Source organism: Streptomyces sp. NPDC029152, assembly GCF_055564355.1.
The window spans coordinates 16,204-30,644 of record NZ_JBVHWR010000012.1 but is presented as its reverse complement, the minus strand read 5'-3'; the positions used below and the strand labels follow the sequence as shown (position 1 = coordinate 30,644).

The following is a 14,441-nucleotide window of genomic DNA, read 5'->3' as shown; positions in this document are numbered from 1 at the left end:
CGGAGAGGAGTCGACGCCCTTGAGCGACACCGTTGCGGCGGCATAGAACCACCCGACCGGCCCAGTGGACGTGCCCGGCCGGGGCCCGCCCCGGGGCGGCGTGAGGCAAGCGGTCGCGGGCAGCGGCGGCCACGGGGTCCGATAGCCTCGCCGCGTGACGCAACAGCACTCCCATCAGTTCGAACGGGGCACGGACGGGCCGAAGGTCATCGTGGTCGGGGTGGACGGCTCCGACTCCTCGCTCCGCGCGGCGGCCTACGCCGGCGGTCTGGCCCGGCGGCAGCGCGCGCTGCTCGCCGTGGTATACGTGCAGCCCGTGCTGGCGGCGGGGGCGGCGCTCGGGGCGCCGGTGGCGGACACGACCGACGAGATCGCCGAGGACCTGGTGGCCCAGATCCGCTCGGCGGCGGAGCGGTCCAAGGGGATATTCGACGTGCGCTGGGAGTTCCACACCTTCCGCGGCGATCCCTACAACGGTCTGGTGAAGGCGGCCGACGAGCTGCGGGCGGACGCCGTGGTCGTCGGCGCGTCCGAGCAGGCCGGGCACCGTATCGTGGGTTCGGTGGCGGTGCGGCTGGTGAAGGCGGGGCGCTGGCCGGTGACCGTGGTGCCGTAGCACCCGTCGGTCCGGTGCGTGCGTCGCGCCTTCCTTCGGGAACACGAGTGCGTCATCATGATCCACCGTCAGCCGTTTGCCGATCACAAAGAGGTGGGGCGCATGGCCGGATTCCGCATGGGTGAGGGCGTTCTCCGACGCAAACCCATCGAGCACATCGAGGACACCGAGGCCGGACAGGGCGCCGGCCTGGTGCGGTCCCTGGGGTTGTGGCAGCTGACGGCCATCGGCGTGGGCGGCATCATCGGCGCCGGCATCTTCACGCTGGCCGGCACCGTGGCCAACGGCACCGCGGGCCCCGCGGTCCTGATCTCCTTCCTCATCGCGGGCGTCGCGAGCGCGGCGGCGGCGCTGTCCTACGCCGAGTTCGCCGGGCTGATCCCGAAGGCGGGCTCGGCCTACACGTACGGCTACGCGGTCCTCGGCGAGCTGGTCGGCTGGTTCATCGGCTGGGACCTGCTGCTGGAGTACACGGCGATCGTGGCGGTGGTCGCCATCGGCATCTCCGGCTACTTCAGCTTCCTGCTCGGCGAGATGGGCGTCGACCTCCCGAACTGGATGCTGGGCGCGCCGGGCACCGGGGAGGGGCACAAGGTCGACCTGTTCGCGGCGTTGCTGTGTCTGCTGATCGCCTACCTGCTGACGCTCGGCATCAAGAACGCGGCCCGCTTCGAGATGGTCGTGGTCGTGCTGAAGGTGCTGGTGGTGCTGGTGGTGATCGGCGTCGGCGTCTTCCACATCAACACCGCGAACTACCATCCGTTCTTCCCGTTCGGGGTCAGCGGGGCGTTCACGGGCGCGGCGACGGTGTTCTTCGCGGTCTTCGGCTACGACGCCATGTCGACGGCGGCCGAGGAGTCGAAGGACGCCCAGCGCCACATGCCGAAGGCGATCATCTACTCACTGATCATCTCGATGGTGCTGTACGTGGCCGCCTGTCTGGTGCTGACCGGCATGCAGAACTACAAGGAGATCGACCCGGAGAGCGGCTTCTCGACGGCGTTCAAGTCGGTGGGGCTCAGCTCGCTGGCCGACGTCATCGCGGTGGGCGCCATCATCGGCATCCTCACCGTGATGTTCACGTTCATGCTGGGTGTCACGCGCGTGTGGTTCAGCATGAGCCGGGACGGGCTGCTGCCCAAGTGGTTCGCCAAGACGCATCCGACGCGGCACGTGCCGACCCGGGTCACCTGGATCGTCGGGTTCGCGTCGGCCGCCATCGCCGGGTTCCTGCCGATCGGCGAGGCGGCCGAGCTGACCAACATCGGCATCCTGCTGGCGTTCGTGGTGGTGTGCGCGGCGGTGATCGTCCTGCGCTACCGGCAGCCGGACCTGCCGCGTACCTTCCGTACGCCGTTCATGCCGTTCGTGCCGGCGCTGGGGATCGTCTTCTCGATCTGGCTGATCACGTTCCTGCAGTGGCAGACCTGGGTGCGGTTCGCCGTGTGGTTCCTGATCGGTCTGGTGGTCTACTTCGGGTACTCGTACCGGAAGTCGGAGCTGGCGGGCCGTTAGAGGCCGCGCAGGAAGTCGAGCACGATCCTGTTGAACTCCTCTGGCCGCTCCATGTTCGGGTAGTGGGCGACGCCCTCGACGGTCACGGAGCGGCCGTCCGGGACCGTACGCGCGAGCCTCTCGGCCTCCGCGATCAGGTCCGGGCCGTCGAGGGCGCCGTTGACGGTGAGGACCGGGACGTCGATCTTCGGGACGCGGGCCCAGGTGCCGGTCATGGGCACGTGGTGGTTCTCCTCGTCCGGCGCGTGCTTGGAGAGGGTGCCGAAGGCCATCTCGCGCAGCCTGCGCAGGACCTCCGGGTCCACGTCCTCGACGGTCCGGTGCTCGCCGGGCACGAAGCGCAGGAAGGCCGTGACCCACCCCTCGACGTCACCGGCGGCCAGGGCTCTGCCCTGCTCGGCCTGCACGTCGCGGGCCCAGGGGTCGGTGTACTCGAACTCGCTGGTGGCCGCGCCGCACACGACGACGGCCCGGACCAGCTCCGGGTACTCCAGCACGGTGTCGGTGGCGATGGCCCCGCCCATCGAGACACCGACGAGCACCGCGGGGCCGGCGTCGAGGTGGCGCAGCAGGGCTGCCAGGTCGTCGGCCCAGCGGAACGGCCGGGTCGCGTTGGCCGAGGCGCCGTGGCCGCGGACGTCGGGCGCGATGACGCGGTGGGCGGCGGCCAGGGCCGGTATCTGGGCGTCGAAGACCCGGTGGTCGGCGAATCCGGAGTGCAGCAGCACGACCGGGGCGCCCGTGCCGGTGTCGCGGTAGGCGAGGTCGCCGTCGGCGGAGGCGAAGAAGCGCAGATCCGAAGCAGCAGTCATGACAACCAAGGTGTCATCTTGACGGAGATTTGGCAACCTGGTTGTCATGGCGACGGAATGGGCGACACTGTCGGCATGGACGACACCGCCACCCCCCTGCCCCCGGACGAACTCGCCCACCGCCTGACCGAGGTCTACGACCTGGTCGGCCCCCTCTACCGGCGCGCCCAGCGCGGCGTCGAGCAGGGCCTGGCCGACGACGGCGTGTCCGTCGGCGTGCGTGCCGTGCTGACCCTGCTGCACCGGGGCGGGCCGATGACCGTGCCGCAGATGGGCAGGGCGCAGGCGATCAGCCGTCAGTTCGTGCAGCGCATGGTGAACGACGCGGCGGGTCGCGGCCTGGTGGAGAGCATCCCGAACCCGGCCCACCGGCGGTCGTCGCTGATCCGGCTCACCGACGCGGGCCGGAGCACGATCACCGGGGTCCTCGAACGCGAGCACGCCGTGCTCCGCGCGGTCGGCGGCGCGCTCACGGCGGACGACGTGACGGCCTGCCTGCGCGTACTGGGCGAGATGCTGCACGCCCTCGACCACGTCGACGTCGGCTGACCCACGGGGGCGGCCGGCCGGCGCTACTCCCCCATCACCAGCCCGTCCTCGGCGGCGCCCCGGCTGAGCACCACGTCCCGGATCCGGTCGCGCACGGCGCGCACCTCGGCGCCCTCCTTCAGGGCCCGGTTGAGGTTCACCACCCGGCCCGCGTCGACGTCGAAGAGGTGCGGGACGAACTCGGCCTTCGTCACCCGCCAGCGTTCGCCGGGACGGGCGGGCGGGGCGAAGGTGAAGCGGCCGATGCTCGACTGGTTGCTGCGCGGGTCGCGCTCACCGTCATTGTTGATCATCTCGCTGGAGATCTGGTCGCCCATCCCGTAGACCACCCAGGTGCCGTTGACCTTCTCGTACGCCTGCGGGACATGGGCGTGCGTGCCGATGATCAGGTCGATGGCGGGACGGTCGCCGCTGCGGGCGGCGGTCAGGCTCTCGGCCAGGGCCGTCTGGTCGTCGTCGGGCTCGTCCTGCCACTCGGTGCCCCAGTGCACGGACACGACGACGACGTCGGCGCCGGCCTTCCGGGCGGCCCGCGCGTCCGTGACGATCCGGTCCTCGTCGATCAGCTGGACCGCCCACGGCTGCCCCTGCGGCGCCGGACGGCCGTTGGTGTCGAAGGTGTAGGCGAGGTGGGCGACCCGGGCCGCGCCCGCGCGCAGGATCGTCGTGGTGCGCGCCTCCTGCTCGGTGCGGGCGGACCCGGCGTGCCGCACGCCGGCGCGGTCGAGGGCGTCCAGGGTGTGGCGGATGCCGTCCGCGCCGGCGTCGAAGGTGTGGTTGGAGGCGGTGGAGCAGCCGTCGTAGCCGGTGGCGGCCAGGGCCGCCGCCACCTCGGGCGGGGACCTGAAGAGGGGGTAGCCGCTGTAGTCGCCGTTCGCGCCGTACACCGTCTCCATGTGGCACAGGGCGAGGTCGGCACGCGCGACGACGGGTTTCGCGCCGGCGAGCATGGGGCGGAAGTCGTAGCCGGTGCCGCCCGCGTCGAAGCGCGCCCGCTCGATGATCGAGTCGTGGGGCAGGACGTCGCCGGAGGCGACGAGCGTGAAGGCGCCGTTGGGGGCGGCGGACGGGGCGGGAGCCGGCCGCGCCGGCGGTTCGTGGTCACGGGCCTGGCAGGCCGCGCCCGCGGTGAGGAGGGCGGTCAGGGCCAGGGCCACCTGCCGACTGCGTGTGATCATCCGTTCACTCCGCTGGGGTCACCTGCACGATAAAAATCACATTTACATATGAATAGGTAAAGAGACGGACGTCGCCGCGGGGGGTTCCGACACGCCCATCGGCCCGCCGGTGCGCACGAAAGGAGCACGCCGACCGTTCGTCGGACCGTTCACCGACGCGATCGACCGTCCGTCGCACACCTGTGCGCGCGCCCTGTCCCCGTGCGGGACCCTGCGGTGCCATACGGCCATGACGGCCGGAATCACCCTCCCCGACGCGACGACCGCCGAGCACGAACTCGCCGCACTGCAGCGCGAGCACGGCCGGCCGCTCTTCGCGCTGCTGCTGCGGCTCAGCGACGGCGACCGCCAGCGCGCCGAGGACCTCGTCCAGGAGACCCTGGTGCGCGCCTGGCAGCACCCCGAGGCACTGCGCGCCGACGCCTTCGACTCGGTACGGCCCTGGCTGCTCACCGTGGCCCGGCGGCTGGCGATCGACGCGCGCCGGGCCCGGCAGGCGAGGCCGGCCGAGGTCGGCGACGCGGTGCTGGAGAACGCGCCGGTCTGCGCCGACCACGCCGAGCGGGCCGCCGCCGCCCTCGATGTGCGGGAGGCTGTGAAGACACTCACTCCGGAGCACCGTGAAGTCCTGGTGCTGGTGTACTTCCAGGGGGCGAGTGTGGCGGAAGCCGCGACAGCCCTCGGCATCCCGCCCGGTACCGTGAAGTCCCGCGCGTACTACGCGCTGCGCGCCCTGCGCAGGGTGCTACCGGGATACGCCGCCGACCTGCGGTGAAACCGACCCCTTGGTCAAGCCTCCGTAAAGCGCCTTGCCGTGGGCCCCGGTTGGGTAATCGGCTGTCCTCATCCGTGTTCCGGTCGGGGGCCCATGACCCGGGTCGGGCGACGCGCACGCACCGGAGGAAGGCAGGAAGGGATGCTGCACAGAGGTCAAGAGGGCACGGACGGCACCGGCGGAGGCGAACTGACCGTTCCGATGGCGTGGTTGTACGCCGAGTACATCGCCGACGAGCTGCTGCGGACCGGCGACCTGATGCCGCCGACGTCCTTCGAGTTCCGCGCCGGCCGGGACGCGCTGGCGCTGACCGTCTTCCTGTCCGACACCGAGAACGAGCTGAGCGGCATCCGGGTCGTCACCCACCTGGAGACGTGGCTGTCCCTCACGGCCTACGACCAGCCGTGGCACGAGTGGGTGCACGAGCGGCTGGCCGAGGTCGCGGCCGACGCCACCGGCCGGCACTCGCCGGACCTGGAGCTGGCCCGCGCGGCCTGGCGCTGGCTCCAGGAGACCGAACTGCTCGCCCCGGACCTGAACGCGGTGCCCGGCGGCGCCCCGGGCGCCGGGGAGGACGAGGGTCCGAAGGTGTGGACCCCGGCCTGGCAACTGGGGCTGCCGCTCGGCCACCTCGCCATCCACCTCTTCTAGGCGCCGCCCCGGCCGGGAATCCTCCCCGTACGGACCGTTCCCCGGGTCCCGGACCCCTCCGGGACCCGGGGTGGCGATCGTGCGCGCGGCTTGAGTGATTCGGCTGTCCGGTGCGTACCGGTGGGAGCAAGGAGCACCCCCGCCCCCACCCGACGGCACGAGGATTCGGCATGAGGTCCCTGGAGAGGCATCGCGACGTCGGCGCCTACGCGCTCGGCGTGCTGGACGAGGCGGACGCGTTCCGCTTCGAGGACCACCTCGTGGAATGCCCCCGGTGCGCGGCGCAGGTGACGGACCTCGGGCCCACCGCCCGCCAGTTGATGCTGTACCGACGGGCGACGCCACGCCTCGTCCACCCCCTGGCCCGTCCCGGCCCGAAGCTGCTGGACCGCCTGCTGTCGGAGGTGGCGGCACGGCACCGGGCCGGCCGCCGGCGGTTCCTGTACGCCGTGGCCGCCGCCGCGGTGTGCGCGGTGGCCGGGTCCGGCCTCGCGGTCCAGGCCCGGCAGGCCGCACCGGGTGTGCGGCTCACCGCGGCCGACGAACGGACGGGGGTGTGGGCGCGGGTCACGGCCGCGGAGGAGGCCTGGGGCAGTGACGTGGAAGTCGAGGTCAAGGACGGGGCGGGCCCGCGCGCCTGCCGGCTCGTCGCCGTCGGCCGCGACGGCACCGAGGAGACGGTCACCACCTGGAGCGCCCCCGGCCACGACGCCCGGCCGAACACCCTGCGCGGCGGCGCGGCGCTGCGTCCGGGCCAGACCGCCCGCTACGAGGTGCGGACCATGGACGGGGAGCGCCTGGTGACGCTCCCCGTCGGACGGGCCGGCTGAGCGGTCGCCTCGCGGCGAGGGTCTCGTGCCGGATGCGGGCGCGGGTCCGGGCGGGCAGCCGGGAGACGCGCGTCCGGGAGACACCCGTCCGCCGGGCGGTGCGGCTCTGCGACCGGTCCGCGAGGAAGCGCGGACGCAGGACGGCCCGCTCGCGCGGCGGCAGCCGGCGCACCGCCTCCTCGACGCTCTCGCGGTCGGCCACGAGCCGGCGGGTCCGGCCGGGCTCCCCCCAGGGCGTCCACGGGGCCCGGCCCGCAGGGCCAGGCGCCCTCGCCGGGACGCGGCACGCCATCGGGGAGGCCGGCCTTCCGGCGCAGCCTCCCCCGCGGGCCGGGTGGACCACCGGCGGCGCGGCATCGGCGGCGCGGTGTCAGTCGTGCGGCATGACGAACTCCGACCACACGCACTTGCCGCTGCCCCGCGCCTCCACGCCCCACACGTCCGCGAGCGTGTCGACCAGGCTCAGCCCCCGTCCGGAGACCCCGGAGTCCCCCGGGTCCCGGCGGCGCGGCAGGGCGCTGGAGGCGTCCTCGACCTCGACGCGCAGCCGCCGGTCGGTGCCGGACAGGAACCGCAGGGTGACGATCGCGGAGCCCTCGGTGTGCATGAGGGCGTTGGTCATCAGCTCGTCGGCGACCAGTTCGATCGCGTCGGCGTGTTCCTCGTCGCCCCAGGAGCGGACCGCGGCACGGATCATGTGCCGGGCCTCGGAGAGGGCCTCGGGGTCGCCCGGGGCGACGTGCTGGCGGACCCGGCCGCCGATCCGGGGCGTGTCCGGGGTGCGGCGGCGCAGCGCGAGCAGGGCCACGTCGTCGTCGCCGCGACGCTCGTCGGCCGCCTCGATCAGCCGGTCGGCGAGGTTCTGTACGTCCTGCGGGCCGGAGGCGACCAATTCCGCGAGGACGCGCATCCCGTCGTCGAGGTCGGCGCCGGGCTCCTCGACCAGGCCGTCGGTGCACAGCAGCAGGGTGTTTCCCGGGTCCAGCTCGATGGTGCCGACGGGGTAGGCGAGGCGCCCGAACTCGGCGGACAGGCCCAGTGGCAGCCCGCCCTCCACGGGGACGCGGCGGCAGCTGCCGTCACCGTGCCGCAGCAGCGGGTCGAGGTGCCCGGCGCGGACCACCTGGACGACTCCGGTGGTCAGGTCGGCCTCCGCGTACAGGCAGGTCGCGAAGCGGTCGGTGTCGAGCTCGCGCAGGAAGACCGAGGCCCGCGCCATCACGGTGGCCGGGGGGTGCCCCTCGGCGGCGTAGGCGCGCAGCACGGTGCGCAGCTGGCCCATGACGGCGGCGGCGTGCGTGTCGTGGCCCTGGACGTCGCCGATGACGGCGCCGACGCGTCCGCCGGGCAGGAGGATCAGGTCGTACCAGTCGCCGCCGATGTCACGGCCGAGGGCGCCGCCGATGGTGGCGGCGCGGTAGCGGACGGCGACGTCGCAGCCGGGGACGCGGGGGATGGTGCGCGGCAGCAGGGCCTGCTGCAGGCTCTCCGCGATGTCCATCTCCTGCTCGTAGAGCATGGCCCGCTGGAGGCTCTGCGCGATGCTGCTGCCGAGGGCGACGAGCACGTTGCGGTCCTCGGGCGAGAACCCCTGCCGGTCGCTGTAGAGCAGCCCCAGGGCACCGATGGGCTGGGCCTGGGCGATCAGCGGCAGATAGGCGGCCGCGGTGACGTGCAGACCGGCCAGGTGCGGCCACAGGATCGGATAGCGCTCCGCGAACTCCTGCGGCGACTCGATGAAGCGCGGGCTGAGCGTACGGACGGCCTCGCTCATCGGGTAGGCCTCGTCGACGCCGGTGACACGGGTGCCGTGGACGAAGCTGCCGTCCGGGCCCCCGGCGACGAGCAGGATGCGGCCGCCCTCCACCAGGCCCATGACGACGCTGGTGGCGCCCAGGTGGGCGAGGCCCTGGGTGTCCTTGAGGGCGTCGAGGACGTCGTCCACGGTGCGCGCGTGCGCGAGGGCCGCCGTGGTGAGCTGCACGACGTTGGTCTGCTGCCGGCGGGCCTCGTCCAGGGCGGCCTGCTCGCGGCGGGCCTCGATGTCGCCGAGCTCCTGGGTGGCGTCGCGGACGATGCCGATGATGCGGCGGGGCCGGCCGGTCTCGTCGCGGCGGATGTAGCCCTGGGTGCGGACCCACCGCAGGGTGCCGTCGCGGCGGCGCACGCGCAGGTAGGTCCCGTAGTTCTCGCTGCCGTCCTTCATGGCCTGGGAGACCAGGGTGTCGAGGCGGTGACCCTCCGCCGCCGGGACGCGGGCGGACAGGGCCTCGGGGCGGCCGTCGTACTCGTCCGGGCGCAGGTCGAACACCTCGTGCGCCTGGGCGTCCATGTGGAGCAGCCCGGAGTCCAGGTCCCAGTCGAAGCTCCCCATGCGGTTGAGCGCCAGGATCGGGTCCGGGTGGGCGGGCCAGTCGTCCGGGGGTGACAGGGCGCTCGCTCCCCGATCAACCATGCGCCCCACCTTGCCAGGATTTGCCCGATTATTCGACTCCGGACCCGCTGTCCGGAGACCGGGAGGGACGCCGGGCGGCCGGGGTACCCGGGGGCGTGGCACGAGAGGAGCGCGAGCCGTGGAGTGGTTCACCGCACCCGACTACTGGCTGACCCGTCTGGTCTTCCAGCGGGCCCTGGCCGTCGTGTACCTGGCCGCGTTCGTGACGGCGGCCCTGCAGTTCCGCGCGCTGATCGGCGAGCGCGGCATGCTGCCGGTGCCCCGGTTCGTCGAGCGGGTGCCGTTCAGACGGGCGCCGAGCCTGTTCCAGCTGCGCTACTCGGACCGCTTCTTCGCGGGCTGCGTCTGGTCGGGCTGCGCGGTGTCGGCGGCGCTGGTGGCGGGGCTGGACTCGCTGCTGCCGCTGTGGGGGGCCATGCTGCTGTGGCTGGTGCCGTGGGCGCTGTACCTGTCGGTCGTCAACGTCGGGCAGACCTGGTACTCGTTCGGCTGGGAGTCGCTGCTGCTGGAGACCGGGTTCCTCGCCGTCTTCCTCGGAAACGACGAGGTGGCGCCGCCGGTCGTGGTGCTGTTCCTGCTGCGCTGGCTGCTGTTCCGCGTCGAGTTCGGGGCGGGGCTGATCAAGATGCGCGGCGACGAGTGCTGGCGGAAGCTGACGTGCCTGGACCATCATCACGAGACCCAGCCGATGCCGGGACCGCTGAGCTGGTTCTTCCACCGTCTGCCCCGGCCGCTGCACCGCGTGGAGGTGGCGGCGAACCACGTCACGCAGCTGGTGGTCCCCTTCCTGCTGTTCACGCCGCAGCCCGTCGCGACGGCCGCCGCGGCGCTCATGATCGTCACCCAGCTGTGGCTGGTGCTGTCGGGCAACTTCGCCTGGCTGAACTGGATCACCGTCGTGCTGGCCCTGTCGGCGGTCCGGTTCCCGGCGCATCCGCCGTCCGTGGCGGACGCTCCGCCGTGGTACGTGGTCGTCGTCCTCGCGGTGGCGGCGCTGCTGGTCTTCCTCAGCCACCGGCCGGTCCTCAACATGCTCTCCCGCCGGCAGGTGATGAACCGGTCCTTCGACCCGCTGCACCTGGTCAACACCTACGGCGCCTTCGGCAGCGTCAGCCGGGTCCGCTACGAGGTGGTGGTCGAGGGCACCGCCGACGAGGTGGCGCGCGAGGACTCGGACTGGCGGGAGTACGAGTTCAAGGGCAAGCCCGGTGATCCGCGGCGCTGGCCGCGCCAGTTCGCGCCGTACCACCTGCGGCTGGACTGGCTGATGTGGTTCGCCGCGTTGTCGCCGTCGTACGCGGGGCCGTGGTTCGGCGTCTTCGTGGAACGGCTGCTGGAGAACGACCGGGCCACGCTGCGGCTGCTGCGCCGTTCGCCGTTCCCGCCGGGCGCGCCGCCGCGTTTCGTCCGGGCCCGCCTCTTCCGCTACCGGTACACGACCTGGCGCGAGCTGCGGGAGACGGGAGCGTGCTGGGAGCGTACGTACGTACAGGAGTACCTGCCGCCGACCCGGCTGGCGGGAACCTCCCGGAGGACATAGTTCCGGGAGACCGGGGTCCGCAGATCACGCAAGGGGACACGGCCCCCCCGGCGTCCGGTGGGCCCGGCACGCGCGGTGGACCGGACCCGCCGGCGCCGTCAGGCGCGCTTCAGCCGCAGGGTCATCAGCTGGAACGGCCGCAGCCGTACGTGGATCCGCCCATCGGCCGGCCGGGGTGCCTCCGTGTCCGCGAGCGGGCGTTCCAGCAGGTCGGTCACCTGGACGTCCGTGGCCGCGAACCCGGTGGTGAGCGTGGCGCGGGCCCGGCCGCCGTGGGCCTCGTGGAAGCGGACGACCACGTCGCCGCTGCCGTCGTCGGCCAGCTTGACGGCGGTGATCACGACGGCGTCCGTGTCGACCGAGACCAGCGGCGCGACCTCCCCGGCGCCGGTGGCGCGCCGCTCCGGCAGGTTGATCCGCCAGCCCTCGCGCACCGCGTCGCCGATGCCCGCGCCGGGTACCAGCGCGTGCCGGAAGCGGTGCACGCCCTGGTCGGTCTCGGGGTCGGGGAAGCGCGGGGCGCGCAGCAGGGACACGCGGACGGTGGTGGTCGTCCCGCGGTCGCCGTCGGTGCGGACGGTACGGGTCACGTCGTGGCCGTACGTCGAGTCGTTGACGACGGCCACGCCCCAGCCGGGCTCCTCCAGGTGGACGAAGCGGTGGTTGCAGGCCTCGAACTTGGCCGCCTCCCAGCTGGTGTTGGTGTGGGTGGGCCGGTGGAAGTGACCGAACTGGGTCTCCGAGGCGTACCGTTCGGCGTGCACGTCGAGGGGGAAGGCGAGTTTGAGGAACTTCTCCGTCTCGTGCCAGTCGACCTCGGTGTCCACCTCCAGCCGCCGCTCCCCCGGCGCGAGGGTGAGCAGCTGGGTGACGCGGGAGGAGCCGAAGGAGCGGACGATCCGCACCGAGGCGCCGTCGTCGCCGGGGGCGACCTCGTCGGCGTCGGTGAGGTCGGTGACCGTGTTGCGGTAGAACGCGTCGACGTCCCAGGCGTCCCACATGTTGGGGAGGTCGGGGTGGAGCTGGAGCAGGTTGCCGGCCCCGCCCGGTGCGACGGTCTCGCGGTCGGCGTCGATGTCGTACGCCGACACGACCAGGCCGCATGCGTCGATCTCGACGCGCAACAGGCCGTTGTCGAGGACGTGGCCGCCGCCCGGGCGGGGGGTCAGGCCGGTGCGGCCCCCGGTCGCGGGCACGGCGGCGGCGCCGGCCGGGACGCCGGAGCGGGTGTGCGGGGCGGAGTTGAAGACGAGCGGGGTGTCGCCCTCGCCGGCCAGGGCGTGCTGGGCGGCGTCGACGATCTCGTTCAGTTCGGCGGCGAGGCGGTCGTAGGTGGCGCGTGCCTCGCGGTGCACCCAGGCGATGGAGGAGCCGGGCAGGATGTCGTGGAACTGGTGCAGCAGCACCGTCTTCCAGATGCGGTCCAGGTCCTCGTACGGGTAGGGGAAGCCGGTGTGTACGGCGGCCGTGGCCGCCCACAGCTCGGCCTCCCGCAGCAGGTGTTCGCTGCGGCGGTTGCCCTGCTTGGTCCTGGCCTGGCTGGTGAGGGTGGCGCGGTGGAGTTCGAGGTAGAGCTCGCCCACCCAGACCGGCGGCCGCGGGTTCTCGGCCTCCGCCTTCTCGAAGAAGGCGCGCGGGGTCTCCCACTCGACCGTGGCCGAACCCTCGAGGTCGCGCAGCCGGGCGGCCTTGGCGACCATCTCGCGGGTGGTGCCGCCGCCTCCGTCGCCCCAGCCGGTGGGGGCGAGGGAGTGCCGTGCGACTCCCTTGTCCTTGAAGTTGCGGGCGGCGTGCGCGATCTCGCTGCCCTTCATGGAGCAGTTGTAGGTGTCGGCGGGCGGGAAGTGCGTGAAGATCCGGGTGCCGTCGATGCCCTCCCAGCGGAAGGTGTGGTGCGGGAACGTGTTCGTCTGCGACCAGGAGATCTTCTGCGTCAGCAGGTACTTGGCCCCGGCCGCCTCGATGATCTGCGGCAGTCCGGCGGCGAAGCCGAAGGTGTCCGGGAGCCACGCCTCGTCGTTCTCGACGCCGAACTCGTCGAGGAAGAAGCGCTTGCCGTGCACGAACTGCCGGGCCATCGCCTCGGAGCCGGGCATGTTGGTGTCCGACTCGACCCACATGCCGCCGGCCGGCACGAACCGTCCGCCGGCCACGGCCTTCTTGACCCGCGCCCACACCTCGGGCCGGTGGTCGCGCACCCACGCCCACTGCTGGGCCTGCGACATGGCGAAGACGAAGTCCGGCTCGTCCTCCAGCAGGGCGGTCATGCTGGAGGTGGTGCGGGCGACCTTGCGCACGGTCTCGCGCAGCGGCCACAGCCACGCCGAGTCGATGTGCGCGTGGCCGACGGCGCTGATGCGGTGCGCGGAGGGGGCGGCCGGCGCGGACAGCACCCCGGTGAGGTGTGAACGGGCCTCCTCCGCCGTGCCGTTCACGTCCTGGAGGTCGATGGCGTCCAGGGCCTTGTCGACGGCGCGCAGGATCTCCCAGCGGCGCGGCGACTCCACGGGCAGCTCGGCCATCAGCTCGCCGAGCACCTCCAGGTCGAGGACCAGGTTCCACACCGTCTCGTCGAGGACGGCGAGGTCCATGCGGGCGAGGGTGTACTGCGGCTCGCTGCCCGCGGTGTCCTTGTCGCCGAGCCGCGTGGGCGCGAAGGGGTGGTGAGGGTCGAGGACGACGGGGTTGGAGGCGGCCTCGACGTGCAGGCGGACCTCCTCGCCGCCCTCGACGGGTGCGCCGATCCGCACCCACTGGTTGCGCGGGTTGAGGCCCTTCACCGGGGTGCCGTCGGGGCGGTAGACCAGGCCCTCGCACTGGAAGCCGGGCGTGTTCTCGTCGAAGCCGAGGTCGAGGACCGCCTCGACGGTCCTCCCGGCCCACTCCTCGGGCACGGTTCCGGTGACGCGGAACCAGCTGGTGCCCCAGGGCACGCCCCAGCGGGAGCCGGCCTCGATGGGCCGCGGTTCGGCCGCGAGCCCCTCCGCCACCGGGACGGGCTCGCCCGGGGCGTGCCAGACCGCCACCTCCAGGGGCACGGACTCGGGGTACACGGCGGGGCGGACGCGCTCGTCGAGGACGCGCTCGAGGCGGGCCTCGACCAGGTTGCGGTCGTCATGCATGCGGACGCTCCGGGGTCGGGGGCGGGTGGTTCCGGCTGTGCCGCGGCTGCTTTCCGGCGCGGCGGAGGGTTCGGGACGGGGGCCGGCCTGGAGTACAGCTCCCCCGCCCCGCGCCCTCCGAACCGTGGGGGCGGGCCGGCGAGTACCTCGTCGGGAGAGGCGGCCCCGGTGCTGCCGCGCGCCGCGAGGTGCCGGGTTCCGGGGGCGCGCGTGTCGAGGACGGTGGTGGGACGGGCGCCGTCGGCGGCCGGCCGGAAGAAGGCGCCGAGGACGGCGCTCCCGGGTGCGCGGGCCGGGGCGGTGGGGCGCGAGGCGGGGGCCGGGCGCGCTCCCTCCCGTGCCGCGAGGACCGCGCGGGCCGGGTCCCGGGCCGTGTCCTTCGGGCGCCGGCCGTCGGT

11 protein-coding genes and 1 pseudogene are annotated in these 14,441 nt (G+C 73.1%); 7 read left to right on the top strand and 5 right to left on the bottom strand.

Translation table 11 applies throughout. The features are described from left to right. Positions 1–154: 154 nt before the first annotated feature. Both ACZ4V6_RS24355 and ACZ4V6_RS24350 read left to right on the top strand, forming a co-directional pair. A complete protein-coding gene (locus tag ACZ4V6_RS24355; RefSeq protein WP_077796473.1) occupies positions 155–616 on the top strand; it encodes a universal stress protein in 462 nt (153 codons plus the stop codon). 102 nt (positions 617–718) lie between these two features. After that, entirely contained in the window at positions 719–2,131 is a 1,413-nt protein-coding gene (locus tag ACZ4V6_RS24350; protein ID WP_467831008.1) for an amino acid permease, read from the top strand. Here ACZ4V6_RS24350 and ACZ4V6_RS24345 read toward each other — a convergent pair. Next, positions 2,128–2,943 carry an alpha/beta fold hydrolase gene (locus ACZ4V6_RS24345; RefSeq protein WP_467831005.1) on the bottom strand — a complete coding sequence of 272 codons (816 nt, stop codon included), beginning with the start codon at positions 2,941–2,943 and terminating at the stop codon, positions 2,128–2,130. The genes ACZ4V6_RS24350 and ACZ4V6_RS24345 overlap by 4 nt on opposite strands. 75 nt (positions 2,944–3,018) lie before the next feature. Here ACZ4V6_RS24345 and ACZ4V6_RS24340 point away from each other — a divergent pair, with 75 nt between their 5' ends. Then, positions 3,019–3,492, top strand: coding sequence for a MarR family winged helix-turn-helix transcriptional regulator (locus ACZ4V6_RS24340; protein WP_467831002.1), 474 nt, complete (start codon positions 3,019–3,021; stop codon positions 3,490–3,492). Between the two features lie 23 nt (positions 3,493–3,515). Here the strand turns inward: ACZ4V6_RS24340 and ACZ4V6_RS24335 are convergent, their stop codons facing one another. After that, complete coding sequence (locus ACZ4V6_RS24335; protein ID WP_467831000.1) at positions 3,516–4,670, bottom strand: CapA family protein; 1,155 nt, start codon at positions 4,668–4,670, stop codon at positions 3,516–3,518. A 229-nt stretch (positions 4,671–4,899) separates the two neighbouring features. Here ACZ4V6_RS24335 and ACZ4V6_RS24330 point away from each other — a divergent pair, with 229 nt between their 5' ends. From ACZ4V6_RS24330 to ACZ4V6_RS24320, 3 genes are all read left to right on the top strand, one after another. Then, complete coding sequence (locus ACZ4V6_RS24330) at positions 4,900–5,445, top strand: sigma-70 family RNA polymerase sigma factor (RefSeq protein WP_318216402.1); 546 nt, start codon at positions 4,900–4,902, stop codon at positions 5,443–5,445. A gap of 141 nt (positions 5,446–5,586) precedes the next feature. Then, entirely contained in the window at positions 5,587–6,096 is a 510-nt protein-coding gene (locus ACZ4V6_RS24325) for a hypothetical protein (protein WP_467830997.1), read from the top strand. 170 nt (positions 6,097–6,266) lie between these two features. After that, positions 6,267–6,926 (top strand): zf-HC2 domain-containing protein, encoded by a 660-nt coding sequence (locus ACZ4V6_RS24320; RefSeq protein ID WP_467830994.1) that lies wholly within the window; start codon positions 6,267–6,269, stop codon positions 6,924–6,926. A gap of 37 nt (positions 6,927–6,963) precedes the next feature. On the opposite strand, the pseudogene ACZ4V6_RS24315 reads toward ACZ4V6_RS24320, so the two are convergent. Together ACZ4V6_RS24315 and ACZ4V6_RS24310 are read right to left on the bottom strand one after the other, a co-directional pair. Further along, a pseudogene (locus ACZ4V6_RS24315) lies at positions 6,964–7,218 on the bottom strand (sigma factor-like helix-turn-helix DNA-binding protein); the annotation flags it as partial. 78 nt (positions 7,219–7,296) lie between these two features. After that, entirely contained in the window at positions 7,297–9,381 is a 2,085-nt protein-coding gene (locus tag ACZ4V6_RS24310; protein ID WP_467830991.1) for a SpoIIE family protein phosphatase, read from the bottom strand. A gap of 118 nt (positions 9,382–9,499) precedes the next feature. Between ACZ4V6_RS24310 and ACZ4V6_RS24305 the strand changes: the two genes are divergently transcribed. Next, positions 9,500–10,921, top strand: coding sequence for a lipase maturation factor family protein (locus ACZ4V6_RS24305; RefSeq protein WP_467830989.1), 1,422 nt, complete (start codon positions 9,500–9,502; stop codon positions 10,919–10,921). Between the two features lie 98 nt (positions 10,922–11,019). On the opposite strand, the gene ACZ4V6_RS24300 is transcribed toward ACZ4V6_RS24305, so the two are convergent. After that, on the bottom strand, positions 11,020–14,043 hold the full coding sequence (locus ACZ4V6_RS24300; protein WP_467830987.1) for an alpha-mannosidase: 3,024 nt from the start codon (positions 14,041–14,043) through the stop codon (positions 11,020–11,022). Positions 14,044–14,441 lie beyond the last annotated feature (398 nt).

Excerpts from the sequence above, each read along its gene's own strand:
- ACZ4V6_RS24350 (WP_467831008.1), top strand. The coding sequence starts at position 719 with ATGGCCGGATTCCGCATGGGTGAGGGCGTTCTCCGACGCAAACCCATC.
- ACZ4V6_RS24345 (WP_467831005.1), bottom strand. The coding sequence starts at position 2,943 with ATGACTGCTGCTTCGGATCTGCGCTTCTTCGCCTCCGCCGACGGCGAC.
- ACZ4V6_RS24340 (WP_467831002.1), top strand. The coding sequence starts at position 3,019 with ATGGACGACACCGCCACCCCCCTGCCCCCGGACGAACTCGCCCACCGC.
- ACZ4V6_RS24335 (WP_467831000.1), bottom strand. The coding sequence starts at position 4,670 with ATGATCACACGCAGTCGGCAGGTGGCCCTGGCCCTGACCGCCCTCCTC.
- ACZ4V6_RS24330 (WP_318216402.1), top strand. The coding sequence starts at position 4,900 with ATGACGGCCGGAATCACCCTCCCCGACGCGACGACCGCCGAGCACGAA.
- ACZ4V6_RS24325 (WP_467830997.1), top strand. The coding sequence starts at position 5,587 with ATGCTGCACAGAGGTCAAGAGGGCACGGACGGCACCGGCGGAGGCGAA.
- ACZ4V6_RS24320 (WP_467830994.1), top strand. The coding sequence starts at position 6,267 with ATGAGGTCCCTGGAGAGGCATCGCGACGTCGGCGCCTACGCGCTCGGC.
- ACZ4V6_RS24310 (WP_467830991.1), bottom strand. The coding sequence starts at position 9,381 with ATGGTTGATCGGGGAGCGAGCGCCCTGTCACCCCCGGACGACTGGCCC.
- ACZ4V6_RS24300 (WP_467830987.1), bottom strand. The coding sequence starts at position 14,043 with ATGCATGACGACCGCAACCTGGTCGAGGCCCGCCTCGAGCGCGTCCTC.